Origin of the sequence: Mycobacterium sp. Marseille-P9652, from assembly GCF_902652685.1 — a bacterium.
In the GTDB taxonomy this organism is placed as follows: domain Bacteria; phylum Actinomycetota; class Actinomycetes; order Mycobacteriales; family Mycobacteriaceae; genus Mycobacterium.
On the sequence record NZ_CACRUY010000001.1, the window covers coordinates 196,127 to 212,199 of the forward strand.

At 69.9% G+C, this 16,073-nt stretch carries 19 protein-coding genes; 9 read left to right on the forward strand and 10 right to left on the reverse strand.

Annotated elements, in window-relative coordinates; translation table 11 throughout:
* Nucleotides 1–106 precede the first annotated feature (106 nt).
* Nucleotides 107–907, reverse strand: coding sequence for a ParA family protein (locus tag GPY60_RS00710; protein ID WP_156685643.1), 801 nt, complete (start codon nucleotides 905–907; stop codon nucleotides 107–109).
* A 152-nt stretch (nucleotides 908–1,059) separates the two neighbouring features.
* Here GPY60_RS00710 and GPY60_RS00715 point away from each other — a divergent pair, with 152 nt between their 5' ends.
* The 3 genes from GPY60_RS00715 (at nucleotide 1,060) to GPY60_RS00725 (ending at nucleotide 3,322) form a co-directional block, all read left to right on the forward strand.
* A complete protein-coding gene (locus tag GPY60_RS00715) occupies nucleotides 1,060–1,671 on the forward strand; it encodes an acid phosphatase (protein WP_156685644.1) in 612 nt (203 codons plus the stop codon).
* A gap of 83 nt (nucleotides 1,672–1,754) precedes the next feature.
* The gene (locus tag GPY60_RS00720; RefSeq protein WP_156685760.1) at nucleotides 1,755–2,849 is read left to right on the forward strand and encodes an isochorismate synthase; all 1,095 of its coding nucleotides are present in this window, start codon (nucleotides 1,755–1,757) and stop codon (nucleotides 2,847–2,849) included.
* A gap of 44 nt (nucleotides 2,850–2,893) precedes the next feature.
* Nucleotides 2,894–3,322, forward strand: coding sequence for a GNAT family N-acetyltransferase (locus GPY60_RS00725; protein WP_156685761.1), 429 nt, complete (start codon nucleotides 2,894–2,896; stop codon nucleotides 3,320–3,322).
* Here the strand turns inward: GPY60_RS00725 and GPY60_RS00730 are convergent.
* The gene (locus GPY60_RS00730) at nucleotides 3,274–3,717 is read right to left on the reverse strand and encodes a hypothetical protein (RefSeq protein WP_156685645.1); all 444 of its coding nucleotides are present in this window, start codon (nucleotides 3,715–3,717) and stop codon (nucleotides 3,274–3,276) included. The genes GPY60_RS00725 and GPY60_RS00730 overlap by 49 nt on opposite strands.
* Nucleotides 3,718–3,786: 69 nt before the next feature.
* Between GPY60_RS00730 and GPY60_RS00735 the strand changes: the two genes are divergently transcribed.
* On the forward strand, nucleotides 3,787–4,761 hold the full coding sequence (locus GPY60_RS00735) for a diacylglycerol/lipid kinase family protein (protein WP_156685646.1): 975 nt from the start codon (nucleotides 3,787–3,789) through the stop codon (nucleotides 4,759–4,761).
* Between the two features lie 268 nt (nucleotides 4,762–5,029).
* Nucleotides 5,030–5,284 carry a transcriptional regulator WhiB1 gene (gene whiB1, locus GPY60_RS00740; RefSeq protein ID WP_156685647.1) on the forward strand — a complete coding sequence of 85 codons (255 nt, stop codon included), beginning with the start codon at nucleotides 5,030–5,032 and terminating at the stop codon, nucleotides 5,282–5,284.
* A 57-nt stretch (nucleotides 5,285–5,341) separates the two neighbouring features.
* Here whiB1 and GPY60_RS00745 read toward each other — a convergent pair whose 3' ends face one another.
* Together GPY60_RS00745 and GPY60_RS00750 are read right to left on the reverse strand one after the other, a co-directional pair.
* Nucleotides 5,342–6,856, reverse strand: coding sequence for a sensor histidine kinase (locus GPY60_RS00745; protein WP_156685648.1), 1,515 nt, complete (start codon nucleotides 6,854–6,856; stop codon nucleotides 5,342–5,344).
* Between the two features lie 25 nt (nucleotides 6,857–6,881).
* The gene (locus GPY60_RS00750) at nucleotides 6,882–7,097 is read right to left on the reverse strand and encodes a biotin/lipoyl-binding carrier protein (protein WP_156685762.1); all 216 of its coding nucleotides are present in this window, start codon (nucleotides 7,095–7,097) and stop codon (nucleotides 6,882–6,884) included.
* A 174-nt stretch (nucleotides 7,098–7,271) separates the two neighbouring features.
* Here GPY60_RS00750 and GPY60_RS27655 point away from each other — a divergent pair, with 174 nt between their 5' ends.
* Nucleotides 7,272–7,346, forward strand: a complete 75-nt coding sequence (locus GPY60_RS27655; protein WP_011728008.1) for a 50S ribosomal protein bL37 — start codon at nucleotides 7,272–7,274, stop codon at nucleotides 7,344–7,346.
* 4 nt (nucleotides 7,347–7,350) lie between these two features.
* Here the strand turns inward: GPY60_RS27655 and rsrA are convergent, their stop codons facing one another.
* Together rsrA and GPY60_RS00765 are read right to left on the reverse strand one after the other, a co-directional pair.
* Nucleotides 7,351–7,656, reverse strand: coding sequence for a mycothiol system anti-sigma-R factor (gene rsrA, locus GPY60_RS00760; protein WP_156685649.1), 306 nt, complete (start codon nucleotides 7,654–7,656; stop codon nucleotides 7,351–7,353).
* The gene (locus GPY60_RS00765) at nucleotides 7,653–8,315 is read right to left on the reverse strand and encodes a sigma-70 family RNA polymerase sigma factor (RefSeq protein ID WP_197283487.1); all 663 of its coding nucleotides are present in this window, start codon (nucleotides 8,313–8,315) and stop codon (nucleotides 7,653–7,655) included. Before GPY60_RS00765 ends, rsrA begins: the two co-directional genes overlap by 4 nt.
* 273 nt (nucleotides 8,316–8,588) lie before the next feature.
* Between GPY60_RS00765 and GPY60_RS00770 the strand changes: the two genes are divergently transcribed.
* On the forward strand, nucleotides 8,589–9,437 hold the full coding sequence (locus tag GPY60_RS00770; protein WP_156685651.1) for an SDR family oxidoreductase: 849 nt from the start codon (nucleotides 8,589–8,591) through the stop codon (nucleotides 9,435–9,437).
* Nucleotides 9,438–9,443: 6 nt separating this feature from the next.
* Complete coding sequence (locus GPY60_RS00775; protein ID WP_156685652.1) at nucleotides 9,444–9,929, forward strand: aminoacyl-tRNA deacylase; 486 nt, start codon at nucleotides 9,444–9,446, stop codon at nucleotides 9,927–9,929.
* A gap of 26 nt (nucleotides 9,930–9,955) precedes the next feature.
* On the opposite strand, the gene GPY60_RS00780 is transcribed toward GPY60_RS00775, so the two are convergent.
* The 3 genes from GPY60_RS00780 to GPY60_RS00790 are packed head-to-tail and all read right to left on the reverse strand — an operon-like array spanning nucleotide 9,956 to nucleotide 14,015.
* A complete protein-coding gene (locus tag GPY60_RS00780) occupies nucleotides 9,956–10,783 on the reverse strand; it encodes an alpha/beta fold hydrolase (RefSeq protein WP_370462634.1) in 828 nt (275 codons plus the stop codon).
* 26 nt (nucleotides 10,784–10,809) lie between these two features.
* Nucleotides 10,810–12,501: a PHA/PHB synthase family protein gene (locus GPY60_RS00785; RefSeq protein ID WP_156685653.1), complete on the reverse strand. Its 1,692-nt coding sequence runs from the start codon at nucleotides 12,499–12,501 to the stop codon at nucleotides 10,810–10,812.
* A 2-nt stretch (nucleotides 12,502–12,503) separates the two neighbouring features.
* Nucleotides 12,504–14,015: a long-chain-fatty-acid--CoA ligase gene (locus GPY60_RS00790; protein WP_156685654.1), complete on the reverse strand. Its 1,512-nt coding sequence runs from the start codon at nucleotides 14,013–14,015 to the stop codon at nucleotides 12,504–12,506.
* 143 nt (nucleotides 14,016–14,158) lie between these two features.
* Here GPY60_RS00790 and GPY60_RS00795 point away from each other — a divergent pair, with 143 nt between their 5' ends.
* A complete protein-coding gene (locus GPY60_RS00795; protein ID WP_156685655.1) occupies nucleotides 14,159–15,352 on the forward strand; it encodes a PucR family transcriptional regulator in 1,194 nt (397 codons plus the stop codon).
* A gap of 98 nt (nucleotides 15,353–15,450) precedes the next feature.
* Here the strand turns inward: GPY60_RS00795 and GPY60_RS00800 are convergent, their stop codons facing one another.
* Complete coding sequence (locus GPY60_RS00800; protein WP_156685656.1) at nucleotides 15,451–16,053, reverse strand: HdeD family acid-resistance protein; 603 nt, start codon at nucleotides 16,051–16,053, stop codon at nucleotides 15,451–15,453.
* Nucleotides 16,054–16,073 lie beyond the last annotated feature (20 nt).

Here is a 16,073-nt window from a genome sequence, read left to right on the forward strand (position 1 = left end):
TCTGTGCGCAGAGTCGGGGCGCAGACCGCGGGCTCGATGCACGAACCTGAGGCTCAGATACAGAAATGGCCCGGAATTCGTCCCTATGCCACACGTTCGACGAGCGCTACACCTCGACGGCGAACGTCGGCAGCGGCTTGCCGGTCTTCCAGTGCTTGAGCAGCGCCTTCGCCAGCTCGCCGTACGCCGACGCGCCCTTGTTCTTGCGCCCGGACATCACTGACGAGCCCGACGCGCTGGCCTCGGCGAACCGCACGGTCCGCGGAATCGGCGGGGCGAGCACCGGCAGGTCGTAGCGGTCGGCGACGTCGACCAGCACGTCGCGGGTGTGAGTGGTGCGCGCGTCGTACAGCGTCGGCAGCGCCCCCAGCAGCTTCAGGTCCGGGTTGGTGATCTGCTGGACGTCGGTGACGGTGCGCAGGAACTGCCCGACGCCGCGGTGGGCCAGGGTCTCACACTGCAGCGGCACGATCACCTCGTCGGCCGCCGTCAGCCCGTTGAGCGTGAGCACGCCCAGCGACGGTGGGCAGTCGATCACCACGACGTCGAACTGGTCGGCGAGCTTGGCCAGCGCGCGCTTGAGCGCGTACTCGCGGCCCGCCCGCATCAGCAGCATCGCCTCGGCGCCGGCCAGGTCGATGTTGGCGGGCAGCAGCGTCATGCCCTCCATCGTGGTGACCAGCGCGGCGTCCGGCTCGACCTCGCCGAGCAGCACCTCGTGGACCGACACCGGCAGCTTGTCGGGGTCCTGGCCGAGCGAGAACGTCAGGCACCCTTGCGGATCCAGATCGACAAGGAGCACCCTCCGACCCTCGTCGACGAAAGCGGCCCCCAGCGAGGCGACCGTCGTCGTCTTGGCCACGCCGCCCTTCTGGTTGGCCACCGCCAACACCCGCGTCTTAGTCAATAGCGCTGCTCTCCCCCGCAAGGGGGTGGTGCCCCCACCTCATCGCTTCACCTGCCTCATATCGTCGCCGCGCACTCACCCTGCCATCCTGGCACGTCCCCCCGCCCTACGCCCGAAGCGACGGGCCCCGGAGTCCGGCAGAATCGGTCGATATGGACTCACACACCCACCGGCTGGTCCTGCTGCGCCACGGCCAGACCGCTTGGTCGAAGTCCGGCCAGCACACCGGCCGCACCGACCTGGAGCTCACCGACACGGGCCGCGTCCAGGCCGAACTCGCCGGGCGGGTGCTCCGCGAACTGAATCTGTCCAATCCGCTGGTGTTCAGCAGCCCCCGCATCCGCGCGCTGACCACGGCCAAACTGGCCGGGCTGTCCGTCGACGAGGTCACGCCGCTGCTCGCCGAATGGGACTACGGCGACTACGAGGGGCTGACCACCGATCAGATTCACGAGTCCGATCCCGACTGGCTGGTCTGGACGCACGGCTGCCCCGGCGGCGAGAGCGTGGAACAGGTCAGCGAGCGCGCCGACTGGGCCGTCGCCCTCGCGCTGGAGCACATGGACTCGCGCGACGTCGTGTTCGTCGGGCACAGTCACTTCTCCCGGTCGGTGATCACCCGGTGGGTCGAGCTGCCGCTCGTCGAGGGCAGCCGCTTCTGGATGCTCGCCGGCTCGATCGCGGTGTGCGGGTTCGAGCACGGCGTGCGCCAGCTCGCCGCGCTCGGATTGACGGCCCAGCCGCAGGCGATCACGCCCGGGTGAGCCCCGAAGGCGACGATGCGCGCCGCGCAGCGGGAGGTGGGGGCACCCCCGGCCTCGAAGAGGCTAGGGGGCGAGGCGAGCATCTGAACCCCGAACCGCCATTCGTGCTCTGCGCGCCGGGGCAGACCCTCATCGCCGAGGGGGTGCGGCGGCGCTACTGCGACGTGCGGGCGGCGCAGGCGGCGTTGCGCGCGGGGTCGGCGTCAATGGTGTTGGGCGCGTTGCCCTTCGACGTCGATCGACCGGCCGCGTTGCTCGAGCCCGAGGCCGTGCGGACCTGCGATGCCCTCCCGGACTGGCCAACGGGCCCGATGCCGCGGGTCCGGATCGCCGCGGCCGTGCCGCCGCCCGCGGACTACCGCGAAGCGATCGAGCGGGCGCGGGGGCGGCTGGCCGCGCCGGGCGAGCTGCGCAAGGTGGTCCTCTCCCGGGCGCTGCGGCTGGCCGCCGACGCGCCGCTGGACGCCCGGGCCGTGTTGCGCCGCCTGGTGGCCGCGGACCCGGCCGCGTACGGCTACCTCGTCGACCTGACCCCCGCCGGGGGCGACTACGCGGGCGCGGCGCTGGTCGGCGCGAGCCCGGAGCTGCTGGTCGCGCGCGCCGGCGACCGCGTCGTCTGCCAGCCGTTCGCCGGGTCGGCCCCGCGCGCCGACGATCCCGACCTCGACGCCGCCAACGCCGCGGCACTGGCGGCGTCGGCCAAGGACCTGCACGAGCACCGGCTGGTCATCGACAGCATGCGGGCGGCGCTGGAGCCGTTGTGCGACGAGCTGACGATCGCCGCCGAGCCCCGGCTGAGCCGCACCGCGACGGTATGGCACCTGTGCACCCCGATCAGTGGGCGGCTGCGCGACACATCGACGAGCGCAATCGATTTGGCGCTGGCGCTGCACCCCACCCCCGCGGTCGGCGGGGTGCCGACACGGGCCGCCACCGAGGTCATCGCCGAACTGGAGGGCGACCGCGGCTTCTACGCCGGCGCGGTGGGCTGGTGCGACGCCGGCGGCGACGGCCGGTGGGTGGTGTCCATCCGGTGCGCGCAGTTGTCGGCCGACCGGCGCACCGCCCTGGCCCGCGCGGGCGGCGGGATCGTCGCCGAATCCGACCCGGATGACGAAGTCGCGGAAACCACAACGAAATTCGCGACCATTCTCAACGCGCTGGGCGTCGGCCGGTGAACATCCGCCGCGCGATTCCGCAGGACGTCGCCGCGATCACCGCGATGATCCACGCGCTGGCCGAATTCGAGCGCGCCGCCGACCAATGCGGCGTCACCGAAAAGCAAATCTCCGCAGCGCTTTTCGGTGACGCGCCGACCCTGCACGGACACGTCGCCGAAGTCGGCGGCGAGGTCGCCGCGATGGCGCTGTGGTTTCTCAACTTCTCCACCTGGGACGGCGTAGCGGGCATGCATCTCGAAGACCTGTTCGTGCGTCCGGAGTTTCGCCGCCGCGGGCTGGCCCGGCGCCTGCTGGCGACGCTGGCCGGGGAATGCGTGAAGCGCGGCTACACGCGGTTGACGTGGGCGGTGCTCAACTGGAACACCGACGCCATCGCCCTCTACGACGGGCTCGGCGGTGAACCGCAGCGCGAGTGGACGACCTACCGGCTGTCGGGCGCCCGGCTCTCGGAACTGGCGGGCCCGGCCTGACCGCCGCCGGCCGCCCAACGGACGGCGGCGGGACTGAACAGCAGGCCCAGCACCACCAGCGCGACAACGCCCAGCGGAACCCCGGCGGCCGGCTGGTGCGAGCCCGTCACCAGGTACCACGCCACGGGCAGCAGCAGCAATTGCGTGATGACGGCCAGGCCCCGGCCCCATCGCCTGCCGGCCCTCAAGGCGCGTCCCCCGGCGAGCACCACGACTCCCACCAGCACGAACCAGGCCGCGGTGGCCAAGCCGTTGACCACCCGCTGGTCGGCTCCCGCGAAGCCCCGCACCACCAGGACCACCGCGACGACCAGGGCGGCGACCCCCTGCACCGCGACGATCAGCCCCGCGGCGCGGCCGGCGCCCGGCACGGCGGGATCGACGGCGGCGTTCACAGCGCCAGAGTAGCCAGTCGCCCGGCTGCCACAGCGGACCCTTAGCCGCCGCGCCTAAGCTCGTGCCTCATGCGCGCCGTCCTGATCGTCAACCCCACCGCCACCTCGACCACCCCGGCAGCCCGCGACCTGGTGGCGCACGCGCTCAAGAGCCGCCTGCAGCTCGCCGTCGAGCACACCACCCACCGGGGCCACGGCACGGAGCTGGCGCAGGCCGCCGTCGCCGACGGGCTCGACCTCGTCGTCGTGCACGGCGGCGACGGCACGGTGAGCGCGATCGTCAACGGCATGCTCGGCCGCCCCGGGTCGGCGCCGCCGGAGCGGGTGCCCGCGGTCGCGGTCCTGCCCGGCGGCTCGGCGAACGTGCTGGCCCGGTCGCTCGGCATCTCGACGGACCCGGTGGCCGCGACGAACCAGCTCATCCAGCTGATCGACGATTACCGCCGGCACCAGGCGTGGCGGCGCATCGGGCTGATCGACTGCGGCGAGCGGTGGGCGGTGCTCAACGCCGGGATGGGCGTCGACGCCGAGGTGGTGGCCGGGGTCGAGGCTCAGCGCGACAAGGGCGTCAAGGTCAACGCCCTGCGCTACTGGCGCGTCGCGGTGCCCACCACCATCGCCTTCCGCCGCCGCGAGCCCCGGCTCACCCTGGAGCTGCCCGGCCGTGAGCCCATCCCGGGGGTGCACTTCGTGTGGGTGTCCAACACCAATCCCTGGACCTACAGCAACAGCCGCCCCTTGCGCCCCAACCCCGGGTGCAGCTTCGAGTCGGGACTCGGGATCTTCGCCCTGACCGGCATGAAGGTCTTCCCCACCCTGCGGCTGGTCGGCCAGATCCTGTCGAAGCGGGGCAATCCGCAGGCCGAACAGCTCGTGCGCGACGACGACGCGGCCTGCGCCCGGGTCACGTGCGCCGGTGACCCCATGGCCAGCCAGCTCGACGGCGATTACCTCGGCGAGCGCCAAACCATGACGTTCCGGGCGGTTCCCGGCCTGCTCCCGGTGGTGGCCCCGCCCGCAAAAACCCGCCGTGAGCTGCGCTGACACGGGCACGTAGGGACCCTCCGGGAGCTCGCTCCTCGGAAAGCAGGCGATGAGTGTAGTACAACGGAGTAAGGGCCCAACTAAGAAAACAATGAAGTGAGATAGCCCACGAGCGAAGTCACGCTATTGACATCTGTTGTGCCTGTGAAACGATCGAAAGGTTGCATGCAGAAATTCATGTAGGGGTACGTCCCTTTTCTTGCACGCTTAACAGCCGAAGAAAAAAGGCCGTGCGCCGTGCTGCGCACTCAGTGAGGAGTAACAACATATGGATTGGCGCCACAAGGCGGTCTGTCGCGACGAGGATCCGGAACTGTTCTTCCCGGTTGGGAACAGCGGCCCGGCGCTCGCGCAGATCGCTGACGCGAAACTGATCTGCAATCGGTGTTCGGTGACGACGGAGTGCCTGTCGTGGGCCCTGAACACCGGTCAGGACTCGGGGGTCTGGGGCGGAATGAGCGAAGATGAGCGGCGCGCGCTGAAGCGCCGCAACGCCCGGACGAAGGCCCGTAGCGGAGTCTGACCCAGTCAGTCGACAGCGCGGCCCCGACGAAAGTCGGGGCCGCGCTGTTGCGTGGACTCAGAGAACCAGCCGGGCCCGGCGGCCGATCGGCACCCGCAGCACCACGTCGGTGCCCTTGTTGCCCCCAGGCCCCGGGGCCTCCCGCATGCCCAGCGTGCCGTCCAGCTCGGCCGACACCAGCGTCCGCACGATCTGCAAGCCGAGGCTGTCGGAGTTCTCCAGGCTGAATCCGTCGGGTAGCCCGCGGCCGTCGTCGTGCACGACGACGTCGAGCCAGCGCGCCGAGCGCTCCGCGCGGATCGTCACCGACCCTTCCTGCGCCGCGGGGTCGAACGCGTGCTCGATCGCGTTCTGGACCAGCTCGGTGATCACCATGATCAGGGCCGTCGCGCGGTCGGAGTCGAGGACGCCGAGGTCGCCCACGCGGTTGATGCGGATGGGCCGGTCGACCGACGCCACGTCGTTCATGATCGGCAGGATCCGGTCGATCACCTCATCGAGGTTCACCTGCTCGTCCACCGACATCGACAGGGCGTCGTGGACCAGCGCGATCGACGACACCCGGCGCACCGACTCGATCAGCGCCTCGCGCCCCTCGACGTTGACGGTCCGGCGGGCCTGCAGCCGCAGCAGCGCCGCGACCGTCTGCAGGTTGTTCTTCACCCGGTGGTGGATCTCGCGGATGGTGGCGTCCTTCGAGATCAGGGCCCGGTCGCGGCGCTTGACCTCGGTGACGTCGCGGATCAGGACCGCGGCGCCGGCGCTGGCGCCGTGGACCACCAGCGGCAGCGTCCGCAACAGCACCGTCGCGCCCCCGGCGTCGACCTCCATCCGCATGCTCTTGCCACCGGCGACCAGGTCCGCGACGTGCTCGGCCACCTCCTGCGCCTCGAACGGGTCGGAAATCAGCGGCCGGGTCACCTCGACCAGGTTGTGGCCCTCCAGGTCGCTGGTCAGCCCCATCCGGTGGTAGGCCGACAGCGCGTTCGGGCTGGCGTAGGCGACGACGCCGTCGACGTCCAGTCGGATGAAGCCGTCGCCGACCCGCGGCGTCGAGCGCGACATGGCCACGTCCCGCACATCGGGGAAGGTGCCCTCCGACAGCATGTGCACCAGGTCGGTCGCGCAGTCCCGGTACGCGGTCTCCAGGTGGCTGGACATGTGGTCGGCCGCGAGCGCGGCCTGGTGGCGGGTGAGGACGGCGACCACCTGGTCGCGGTAGCGCACCGGCGACGCCTCGACGTGCTGTCCGGGCAGCGGCCACCAATGTTCCTGCGACCCGTTGCGCGTCAGCTTCGCGCTGCCCGAGGCGAACGTCTCGGCGACCAGCGGCAGTCGATCGGGGGGCACGACGCTGCCGACGGCGTCGGTCTGCACCACCGTGGGCGCGGTGGTCGGGCGGCATTGCGCCACGCAGACCAGGACGCCGTCGTCGCGGCGCACCCACATGAGGTAGTCCGCGAACGACAGGTCGGCCAGCAGCTGCCACTCGCCCACCACCGCGTGCAGGTGGTCGACCGCGTTGCCCGGCAGCACCGTGTGTTCGGCAAGCAGATCACCGAGAGTCGACAATGTGTTCTCAGGAGCTTTCTGGCGACTAGCTGATCACGGCGATCAGGTCGCCCGCCTGAATGACGTCGCCCACCGCCACGCTGACCTGGCTGACGGTGCCGTCGACCTCGGCCAAGACGGGGATCTCCATCTTCATCGACTCCAGCAGCACCACGACGTCGCCCTTGCCGATCTGGTCGCCCTCGCTGACAACGACTTCGAGCACGCTGGCAACGATCTCGGCTCGAACATCCTCGGCCATCTTCACCCCACTCGTGTCGGCCATTCGCGCAGGCTGGCTAGTGATCCGTCAAAGACCATGTATATCGAACCACAGGGGTGGCCGGGTTCGCGGCGCGCGGGCCGTGAGAGGATGTGAGGCAAGCTAACGGGTGCTCGGCACCCGGTCGAAGAGCAATCAGTGGAGGTTTTCACCATGGCCAAGCGTGGCCGGAAGAAGCGCGACCGCAAGCACAGCAAGGCCAACCACGGCAAGCGGCCCAACGCCTGAGGCGTTACTGCAGTCCGCGGATGATGGTGGTCCGCCGGATTTCCAGGCGGAGCCGTTCCTTGAGCCCCTCGGGGGCCGTCTCGCCCCTGCACTTGGTGGCGATCAGCGCCTTGATCCGCTCCTCGAGCCCGTAGTGCTTGAAGCATCCGGGGCACGCCTCGAGGTGCTGGCGCAGCCGCTCTCGGGCCTCGGGGGTGCATTCGCCGTCGAGCAGGGTCCATACCTCGGCGATCACCTGCGCGCAGCCGACGCCGTGGGAGCCGTGCGAGCCGTCGGCGCTCTGGTCGCCCGTGCGCGGCAAGTCGCTCATGGAGCCACCTCCTCGTGCGCCTGCCGACCGCGGTTGAAGCCCCGCTCCTTGGCCACGTCGGCCAGCAGGCCACGTAGCTGACGCCTGCCGCGGTGCAGCCGAGACATTACCGTCCCGATGGGGGTGTCCATGATCTCGGCGATCTCCTTGTACGGGAAACCCTCGACATCGGCGTAGTAGACGGCCATCCGGAACTCTTCTGGCAGGGCCTGCAACGCTTCCTTGATCTCGGTGTCGGGTAGCGCCTCGAGCGCTTCGACCTCGGCGGACCGCAACCCGGTCGAGGAGTGCTCAGCGTTGGACGCCAACTGCCAGTCGGTGATCTCCTCGGTCGGGTACTCCGACGGCTGGCGCTGCCGCTTGCGGTAGCTGTTGATGTAGGTGTTGGTCAGGATGCGGTACAGCCACGCTTTGAGGTTGGTGCCGGCGCGGAACGAGCGGAAGCCCGCGTAGGCCTTGACCATCGTCTCCTGCAGCAGGTCCTCGGCGTCGGCGGGGTTGCGCGTCATGCGCAGCGCACCGCCGTAGAGCTGGTCGAGCAGGGGGATCGCGTCGCGCTCGAAACGCGCGGTGAGCTCCTCGTCCGTCTCCTCGCGCGGCGGAACCTCTGGTTCGGTGCCGTCTCGGCCAACGCTTTGGCCGTCGTCAACGTCGGGCATGTCGATTAACCCGGTCCCTTCTGCTGCGGTGTCTCCGGGGAGCCACGCAAGCTCCGCCGGACTCGCAAGGAGGCAAGCCAACTGCTCCTCACCCAATAGGGCCGTCGCCGTTGACACGAAGTGCTCCTCCCAATCTAGAGGCTTCCCCCGACAAGATCTGCCCGGGTCCGCCGCCGCTCGCTGCATCAGAAACCGAATTCATCAACAGCGCCGGCCGTCGCGCTATTTCCGGGGCAGGGATGACAGCGGTCCGGCGGGCGTTAGGGTGTCGCCATGTCCCTGAATGGCAAGACCATGTTCATCTCCGGCGCCAGCCGCGGTATCGGCCTCGCGATCGCCAAACGGGCCGCCCAGGACGGCGCCAACATCGCTCTCATTGCCAAGACCGCCGAACCGCACCCCAAGCTGCCCGGCACGGTGTACACCGCCGCCAAGGAACTCGAGGAGGCCGGCGGGCGGGCGCTGCCCATCGTCGGTGACGTCCGCGACCCCGAGTCGGTCGAGTCCGCGGTGGCCAAGACCGTCGAGCAGTTCGGCGGCATCGACATCTGCGTCAACAACGCGTCGGCGATCAACCTCGGCTCCATCACCGAGGTGCCGATGAAGCGCTTCGACCTGATGAACGGCATCCAGGTGCGCGGCACGTACGCGGTGTCGCAGGCCTGCATCCCCCACCTGAAGGGCCGGGAGAACCCGCACATCCTCACGCTGTCGCCGCCGGTGCTGCTCGAGGGCAAGTGGCTCAAGCCGACCGCCTACATGATGGCCAAGTTCGGGATGACGCTGTGCGCCCTGGGCATCGCCGAGGAGATGCGGGAGGCGGGCATCGCCTCGAACACGCTGTGGCCCCGCACGATGGTGGCGACCGCCGCGGTGCAGAACCTGCTCGGCGGCGACGCGGCGATGGCGCGGTCCCGCAAGCCGGAGGTGTACTCCGACGCGGCCTACGTCATCCTCAACAAGCCCGCCCGGGAGTACACCGGCAACATGCTGCTGTGTGAGGACGTGCTGCTCGAGTCCGGCGTCAGCGACCTGTCGGTCTACAACTGCGTGTCGGGTTCCGAACTGGGCGTGGACTTCTGGGTCGACGGCGTCAACCCGCCGGGCTACACCGGGCCCTGACCCCCCATGCCGCGCGCCGCCACCCGCGGGCTGGCCGCGTTGGCGAAAGCCGGTGTGCCGCACGAGGTGGTCACGTTCGAGCACGATCCTTCCCACCGCTCGTTCGGTGACGAGGCGGCAGACGCCCTGACCGAACGCGGCATTGCGCGCGAACAGATCTACAAGACCCTGGTGATCACCGTGACCGGCGGACTGGCCGTGGCGATTCTTCCGGTGCCGGACCGCCTCTCGCTGAAGGCGGCCGCCGCCGCGCTGGGCGTGCCCAGGGCCGGGATGGCCGAGGCCGCCGCCGCCGAGCGGGCCACCGGCTACGTGGTCGGCGCCATATCCCCGTTCGGGCAACGCAAGCCGCTGCCGACGGTGCTCGACTCGAGCGCCCTGCGGTGGGACCGCATCTACTGCAGCGCGGGCCGGCGCGGCTGGGACGTCGCCGTCGCCCCCGGGGATCTGATCCGGTTGACCGGCGCCGTCACCGCCGACGTCTGCGCCTGACGCCTGCGCCCCGAAATGTTTGCCGCTCAGGCCCGTTCGCCCGCCTCGCTGAGAAAGCCCTCGATGACGGGGGCGAGCTCGGGGGCGTTGTGCACGATGTCGATGTGACCGCCCGAATGCAGGTGCAGGATCGAGTGGGGCAGCAGCCTGTGCAGGATGCGCGCGTTGACCACCGGGATGATCGGGTCGTCGGTGCCCGAGACGATCAGCGTCTCCTGCCTGACGGCCGGCAGCGCGAACAGGCTGGTCCACACCGATCCGGCGAGCAGTTGGTGCAGGTAACCCATCTTCGATCCGGCGTGCAGCTGGCGCACGAACAGCTTCGCCACGTCTTCACCGTGGGCGCGGACGGTGCCACCGTAGAGATCGCCGGCGATCGAGGCGGCGTAGTTGGGATCCGAAAACCGGCGCGGCGTGACCATTTTCGACAGGATCCGCGGGCTGGCCGGCACCATCAGCACGCCGGTGCCGGTGGCCACCAGGACCATGCGCCGGCAGCGGCGCGGGTTCTGAAAGGCGAACTGCTGCGCGAGCGCCCCGCCCCACGAGAGACCGAGGATGTCGACCACCCCGACACCGAGCTTGTTCAGCACCCGGCCCAAAACCCAGGCCAGATAGGGGAACCCGTACGGCAGCGGCGAGGTCGGCGACCCCCCGGTGCCCGGCACGTCGAACCTGATCACGGTCATCGGCAGCTGTTCGACCAGCGGATCGAGCACCTCGAGGCTGGCCCCGATGCCGTTGCACAGCACCAGCGGCACGCCCGTGGCTTCGCGCACGTTCACCCGGATCCGCTGGCCGCCGGTGTTGACATAGCGTTCCACGCCGACCGTGCTCGGCGTCACCACGCGCAGGCGCCTCTGCGGCGCACCCCGCTTGCTCACTTCTCCATCACATAACTGCCGGGAGCCGGCCCGAGCGGCGGAAGACCCTCGCCCCCAAGCGCTTTGGGCGCATCGATCTCCGGGCCGCTGCGCTCGGCCAGCCAGGCCACGTAGTCCGGCCACCAGGAGTCCTTGGACTGCTGCGACGACTCGAGCCACTGCTGCGGGTCCTCGGCGTCGACGGGGCCGGTGCGGTAGGACGCCTTCGGGTTGCCGGGCAGGTTGACCAGGGCGGCGATGTGACCGCTGGTGGACAGCACGTAGCGGTTGTCCTTGCTGCCGAGGAGCCGCGCGCTGCGGTAGGTGGCCTGCCAGGGCGAGATGTGGTCGGCCACACCACCGACGACGTAGGCGTCGGCGGTGACCTTCGACAGGTCCACCGGGGTGCCGAGCATGTCGACGCCGCCGGGGGTGACGAGCGCGTTGCGCACGGCCATCAGCACCATGTCGCGGTGCAGGGCCGCCGTCATCCGGGTGGTGTCGGCGTTCCAGAACAGCACGTCGAACGGGGCCGGCTTGCGGCCCTGGACGTAGTTGTTCACCCAGTAGCGCCACACCAGGTCGGTGGGCCGCAGCCAGGCGAACATCTCTGCCATATCGCGCCCGTCGAGGTAGCCCTTGCGGCCCGACACGCGGATCGCCGCCTGGGCCGCACGGTCGCTCATCACCGCGGCCGCGAGTCCCGCCCGATTCTCGTCGAGCACGGTGACCGACAGGTTGAGACCGGCCACGCGGTCGCCGCGGCCGGTCTCCGCCAGGTGGGCCGCCGTCATCGCGGCCAGGATCCCGCCCGAGCACGTGGCCAGCAGGTGGGTGCGGTCGGTCCCGGTGATCTTCTCCACCGCGTCCATCGCCTCGATGATCGCCGCGCCGTACGCGTCGAAACCCCAATCCCGGTGCCGCTTCTGCGGATTGCGCCAGGAGATCACGAACACCTGTTGTCCCTGCTGAACGAAGTACTCGATCATGCTGCGCCCGGGCGCGATGTCCATGATGTAGTACTTGTTGATCACCGGCGGCACCATGAGCAGCGGGACCTCGCGCACCTTGGCGGTCTGCGGGGCGTACTGGATCAGCTCGAACATCGACGTCTGCGCGACGACCGCGCCCTTGGTGACGGCCAGGTCCTCCCCCACGGCGTAGGCGTCGGGTTCGACCATCGCGGGCACCCGGGGCTTGGAAAGCATGTCGCGCGCAAAGGCTTTCAGCCCCCGCACGGCGCTGAGCCCGCCGGTGTCGATCATCGCCTTCCACCCCAGCGGGCTGACGAGCGGGTTGTTGCTGGGGGCCAGGCCCTCGACCAGGTTGTCGACGACGAACCGCATCCTCTCCTGGTCCCGCCAGTCCAGCCGGGCGTCGCCGAGCAGCCCCTCGGCGGTCTCCGCGCCGGCGAGGTAGGCCTGCATGATCCGGTGCAGCAGCGGGTTCTGCTCCCACGCCGAGTCGGCGAATCGCTTGTCACCCCGGCCCGGCACCCGGTGCGAGGTGCCCGCCGCGACGGCGCCCAGCTCGCGCGTGAGGGCGCCGATCCGGCCGGCCACCGTGCCGGGCTGCTTGGCGAGGCTGGCCGCGAACCGGGTCCAGGTGTCGTCGGGCATCATCCGGCTGGCGAACGGCTTGGTGGCGCTCGTCAGCAGCAGGTCGAGCGGGACGGCGAGCTCGTCGGGTTTGGTGGTCTGGGTTGCCATGACTATCTCGTGCTTTCAGTTGCGGGAACGGTGATGTCGCGTTTCTGGACCTTGCCGGTGGGTCCTTTGGGCAGCGCGTCGACGAGCCACACCACACGCGGGTATTTGTAGGCGGCCACGCGGGCCTTGACGTACTCGACCAGTTCGCCGGGCGTCGCGGCCGCGCCCTCCTTGAGCGCGACGGCGGCGCCGACCTCCTCGCCGAGGGAGTCGTGCGGCACGCCGACGACGGCGGCCTCGGTGATGGCGGGGTGCTCGTAGAGCACCTCCTCGATCTCGCGGGGGTAGACGTTGTACCCGCCGCGGATGATCATGTCCTTGGTCCGGTCGACGATGTAGAAGTAGCCGTCATCGTCGATGCGCCCGACATCGCCGGTGTTCAGCCACCCGTCGGGCGTGATGGTTTCCTTGGTGGCGTCGGGAAGGTTCCAGTAGCCCTTCATCACGTTGTGACCGCGGATCTGGACCTCGCCCACCTCACCGCGTGCCACCTCGACGCCGTGGAGGTCGACCACCCGCATCTCGACGCCCTCGATCGGGGTGCCGATCGAGCCGGGCTTGCGGGGCCGGTCGGGGTGATTGAACGCCGCCGCCGGGGAGCTCTCGGAGAGCCCGTACCCCTCGAGAATGGTGCAGCCGAACGCCTTTTCGAAGTCGGTCAGGACCTGGACGGGCAGCGCGGCACCGCCGGACACACAGGTCCGGAGGCTTTGGGTCGCCCCGGGCGCAACCGCGTCGGCAACGGCCAGCAGCGCCGAATACATCGTCGGCACCCCCTGGAACACCGTGACCCGGTCGCGCTCGATCACCTCCAATGCGGCGCGGGGGTCGAACCGGGGAACGAGCGTCAGCGTCGCGCCCGACAGCACGGAGCCGTTCAGTCCGCAGGTCAGGCCGAAGACGTGGAACAACGGCAGGCAGCCCATCACGACGTCGTCCGGCCCGGTCTGCACGAGCGTGCGGACGGCCACCTCGGCGTTGCGCCCAAGGTTGGCGTGAGTGAGCATGGCGCCCTTGGGTTTACCGGTGGTTCCCGACGTGTGCAGGATGACCGCGACGTCCTCGTCGTCGCGTTCCACCGGTGACCCCTGGGCGGGCAGCTCGGCGGTCAGCTCGGCCAAGGCGGCGTCGTCGACGAGCCAGCACTCCGCCCCGGCCTCGGCCGCCCCGGCCGTGGCCTCGTCGGCGAAGGCCGGCGTGGCGAACAGCGCCTTGGCGGCCGTGTTGGACAGGTAGTAGGCGACCTCGCGGGCCTTGAGCAACGGGTTCATCGGGACCGCGACGGCGCCGCGGTAGACGATGCCGTAGAAGGCGACGGCGAACGCGAGGGAGTTCGGCAGCATGATGCCCACCCGGTCGCCGGGTTCGATGCCGGCCCGCTCGAGCATCGTCGCGACCCGGGCCGCCGCGGCGTCGAACTCGGCGTAGGTGAGCCGTGACTCTCCGCACCGCAGGGCCACCCGCTCGGGATGACGGTCTTTTGATGCGACCAGATTCGCGCTGAGTGCGGTCATTGGGTGCCTCCGGGGACGGGGTTCGGTGCGTACTTCCAGCGTGATCCCGGCGACGTCGCGCCACAATGTTCGCGCAAACAACAACCGCGCCGGTTCGCTGTGACCGGTCACATTCGCCGGCGCCCGGGCATAAGGTTCGCGGTATGGGCGTGGCAACGGTCGACCCGCACGTAGTCGAGCTCAGCAGGCTGATGCTGGCCCGCGCCCCCGCGCTGGGCACGGCGATGGCCGACGTGCTCTGCCGCGACATCGAGGCCTACCGTGACGACACCGTCGTCACCAGGGACCAGGTCGCCGAAAGCTGTGTGGCCAACGTGGCGTACATCTTTCACTCGCTGAGCGGCGACACCGAGGTGGACGTGTCGCCCGCCGAGCGCACGGGCACCGAGCGCGCACTGGCCGGGGTGCCCCTCCCCGCGGTGATGACCGCGTACCGCATCGGCTTCCGCTTCATGTGGGAGGAGACCCTGGCCGTCGCCCGGGCCGCGGCGATTCCCACCGACGCGATCCTGGACGCCACCGCACGCATCTTCTTCGCCCAGGAGACCTTCACCCAGGCGATGGCCACCGCCTATCGCCAGCAGGTCACGGCGCAACTCCTCGAGCGCGAGGAGGAGCGATCGGCATTGGTCGAAGCGCTGCTCTCCCGGCGCGTGACCGACAAGCAAAGCCTCTGGGAGGCGGCCGATCTGCTGCGGCTGCCGACTTCCGGTCCCTACGTGGTGGTAGCGGCGGAGCTGCCCGCCATCGGCCGCCTGGGGTTGCCGAACATCGAGAACAAGCTGTCCGCCAAGGACATTCGCTCGGCGTGGCGGCTCCTGCCGGACCTGCAGGTCGGAATCGTCGCGCTGAGGGGTCGGCGGACCCACGACCTCATGAACACCCTCGTCGGCGTGCTGGCGCAGGCCGCGACCGCGCGGGTCGGCATCAGTCCACCGTTCCGGGACCTCGCCGACACCAGCGACGCATTGCGGTTCGCCCGGGTGGCGGTCACCGGCAAGCAGTCCGGGGAATCGCTGGTTTCGGTGTTCGATGACACGCCGCTGGCCGTCGCGGCGGTCAGCGCGCCCGAGGCGATGACCAAGATCAGGTCGCGGCTGCTGCGCCGGCTGGACGAGCTGGCGGGCGAGGAGCGCGGGGTCCTGCTCACCACCTTTCAGGCCTGGCTGGACGCGGGCGGCTCCGCCAACGACGCCGCGGCGACGGTCTTCTGCCATCCCAACACCGTGCGGCACCGGCTGCGCCGTATCGAGGAACTGACCGGCCGGTCCCTCTCGCGGCCAAGGGATCTCGCCGAGCTGTGCCTGGCGTTCGAGGCGGAGCGGCGGCTGCCCTAGCGGTGACCGCAAGCGCGGCCGCGGGGATCGCGAGGTCGGCGAAGCCGGCCGAAGCGGGTCCCCGCCGAAGGCGGGTCAGCGCTAGGGCTAGGGCTGGGTTACGCGGCCGGCCGCGCCAGCGTGTCCGCGACGTGCTTGGCCCGGCTGCGAACCTGGAACGCGTTGATGATGTCGACGAGGCCGATGGCGATCAACCAGCAGCCCGCGACCAGCGTCAGGATCGCGATCGAGTCCAGCGGCGAGACGATCATGACGGCCCCGCCGACCACGATGATCAGGCCGGACAACACCTGCCACCCGCGTCCCGGCACGTGGTCGAGCGCCAACGCCGCGGCGAGGATCGTCATCCCGCGGAACAACCAGCTGACGCCGATCCAGATCGCCAAAAGCGTGACGGCCTCGAATTTGTCGCGGAAGCAGAAAAAGCCCAGCACGACCGACACCACGCCGGTGATGAACGTGAGAACTCTCATGGCCGCGCCAGCGTGCGTGCCGAAGGACGCGAATACGTAGCCGATTCCGGAAACCACCAGGTAGATGCCGAACAGGACACCCGCGACGAACAGTGTCTTGCCCGGCCAGGCCAGCACGATGACACCCAGTGCCACCGCCAGCACGCCAATGAGCAGAAGCAGCTGCCAAGCGCTGCGAGCCAGCTGTTGCAATGGACCTTCGAAAACGGTCCGGTCGGTAGTTGTCATGACAATATGATTGGCCTTTG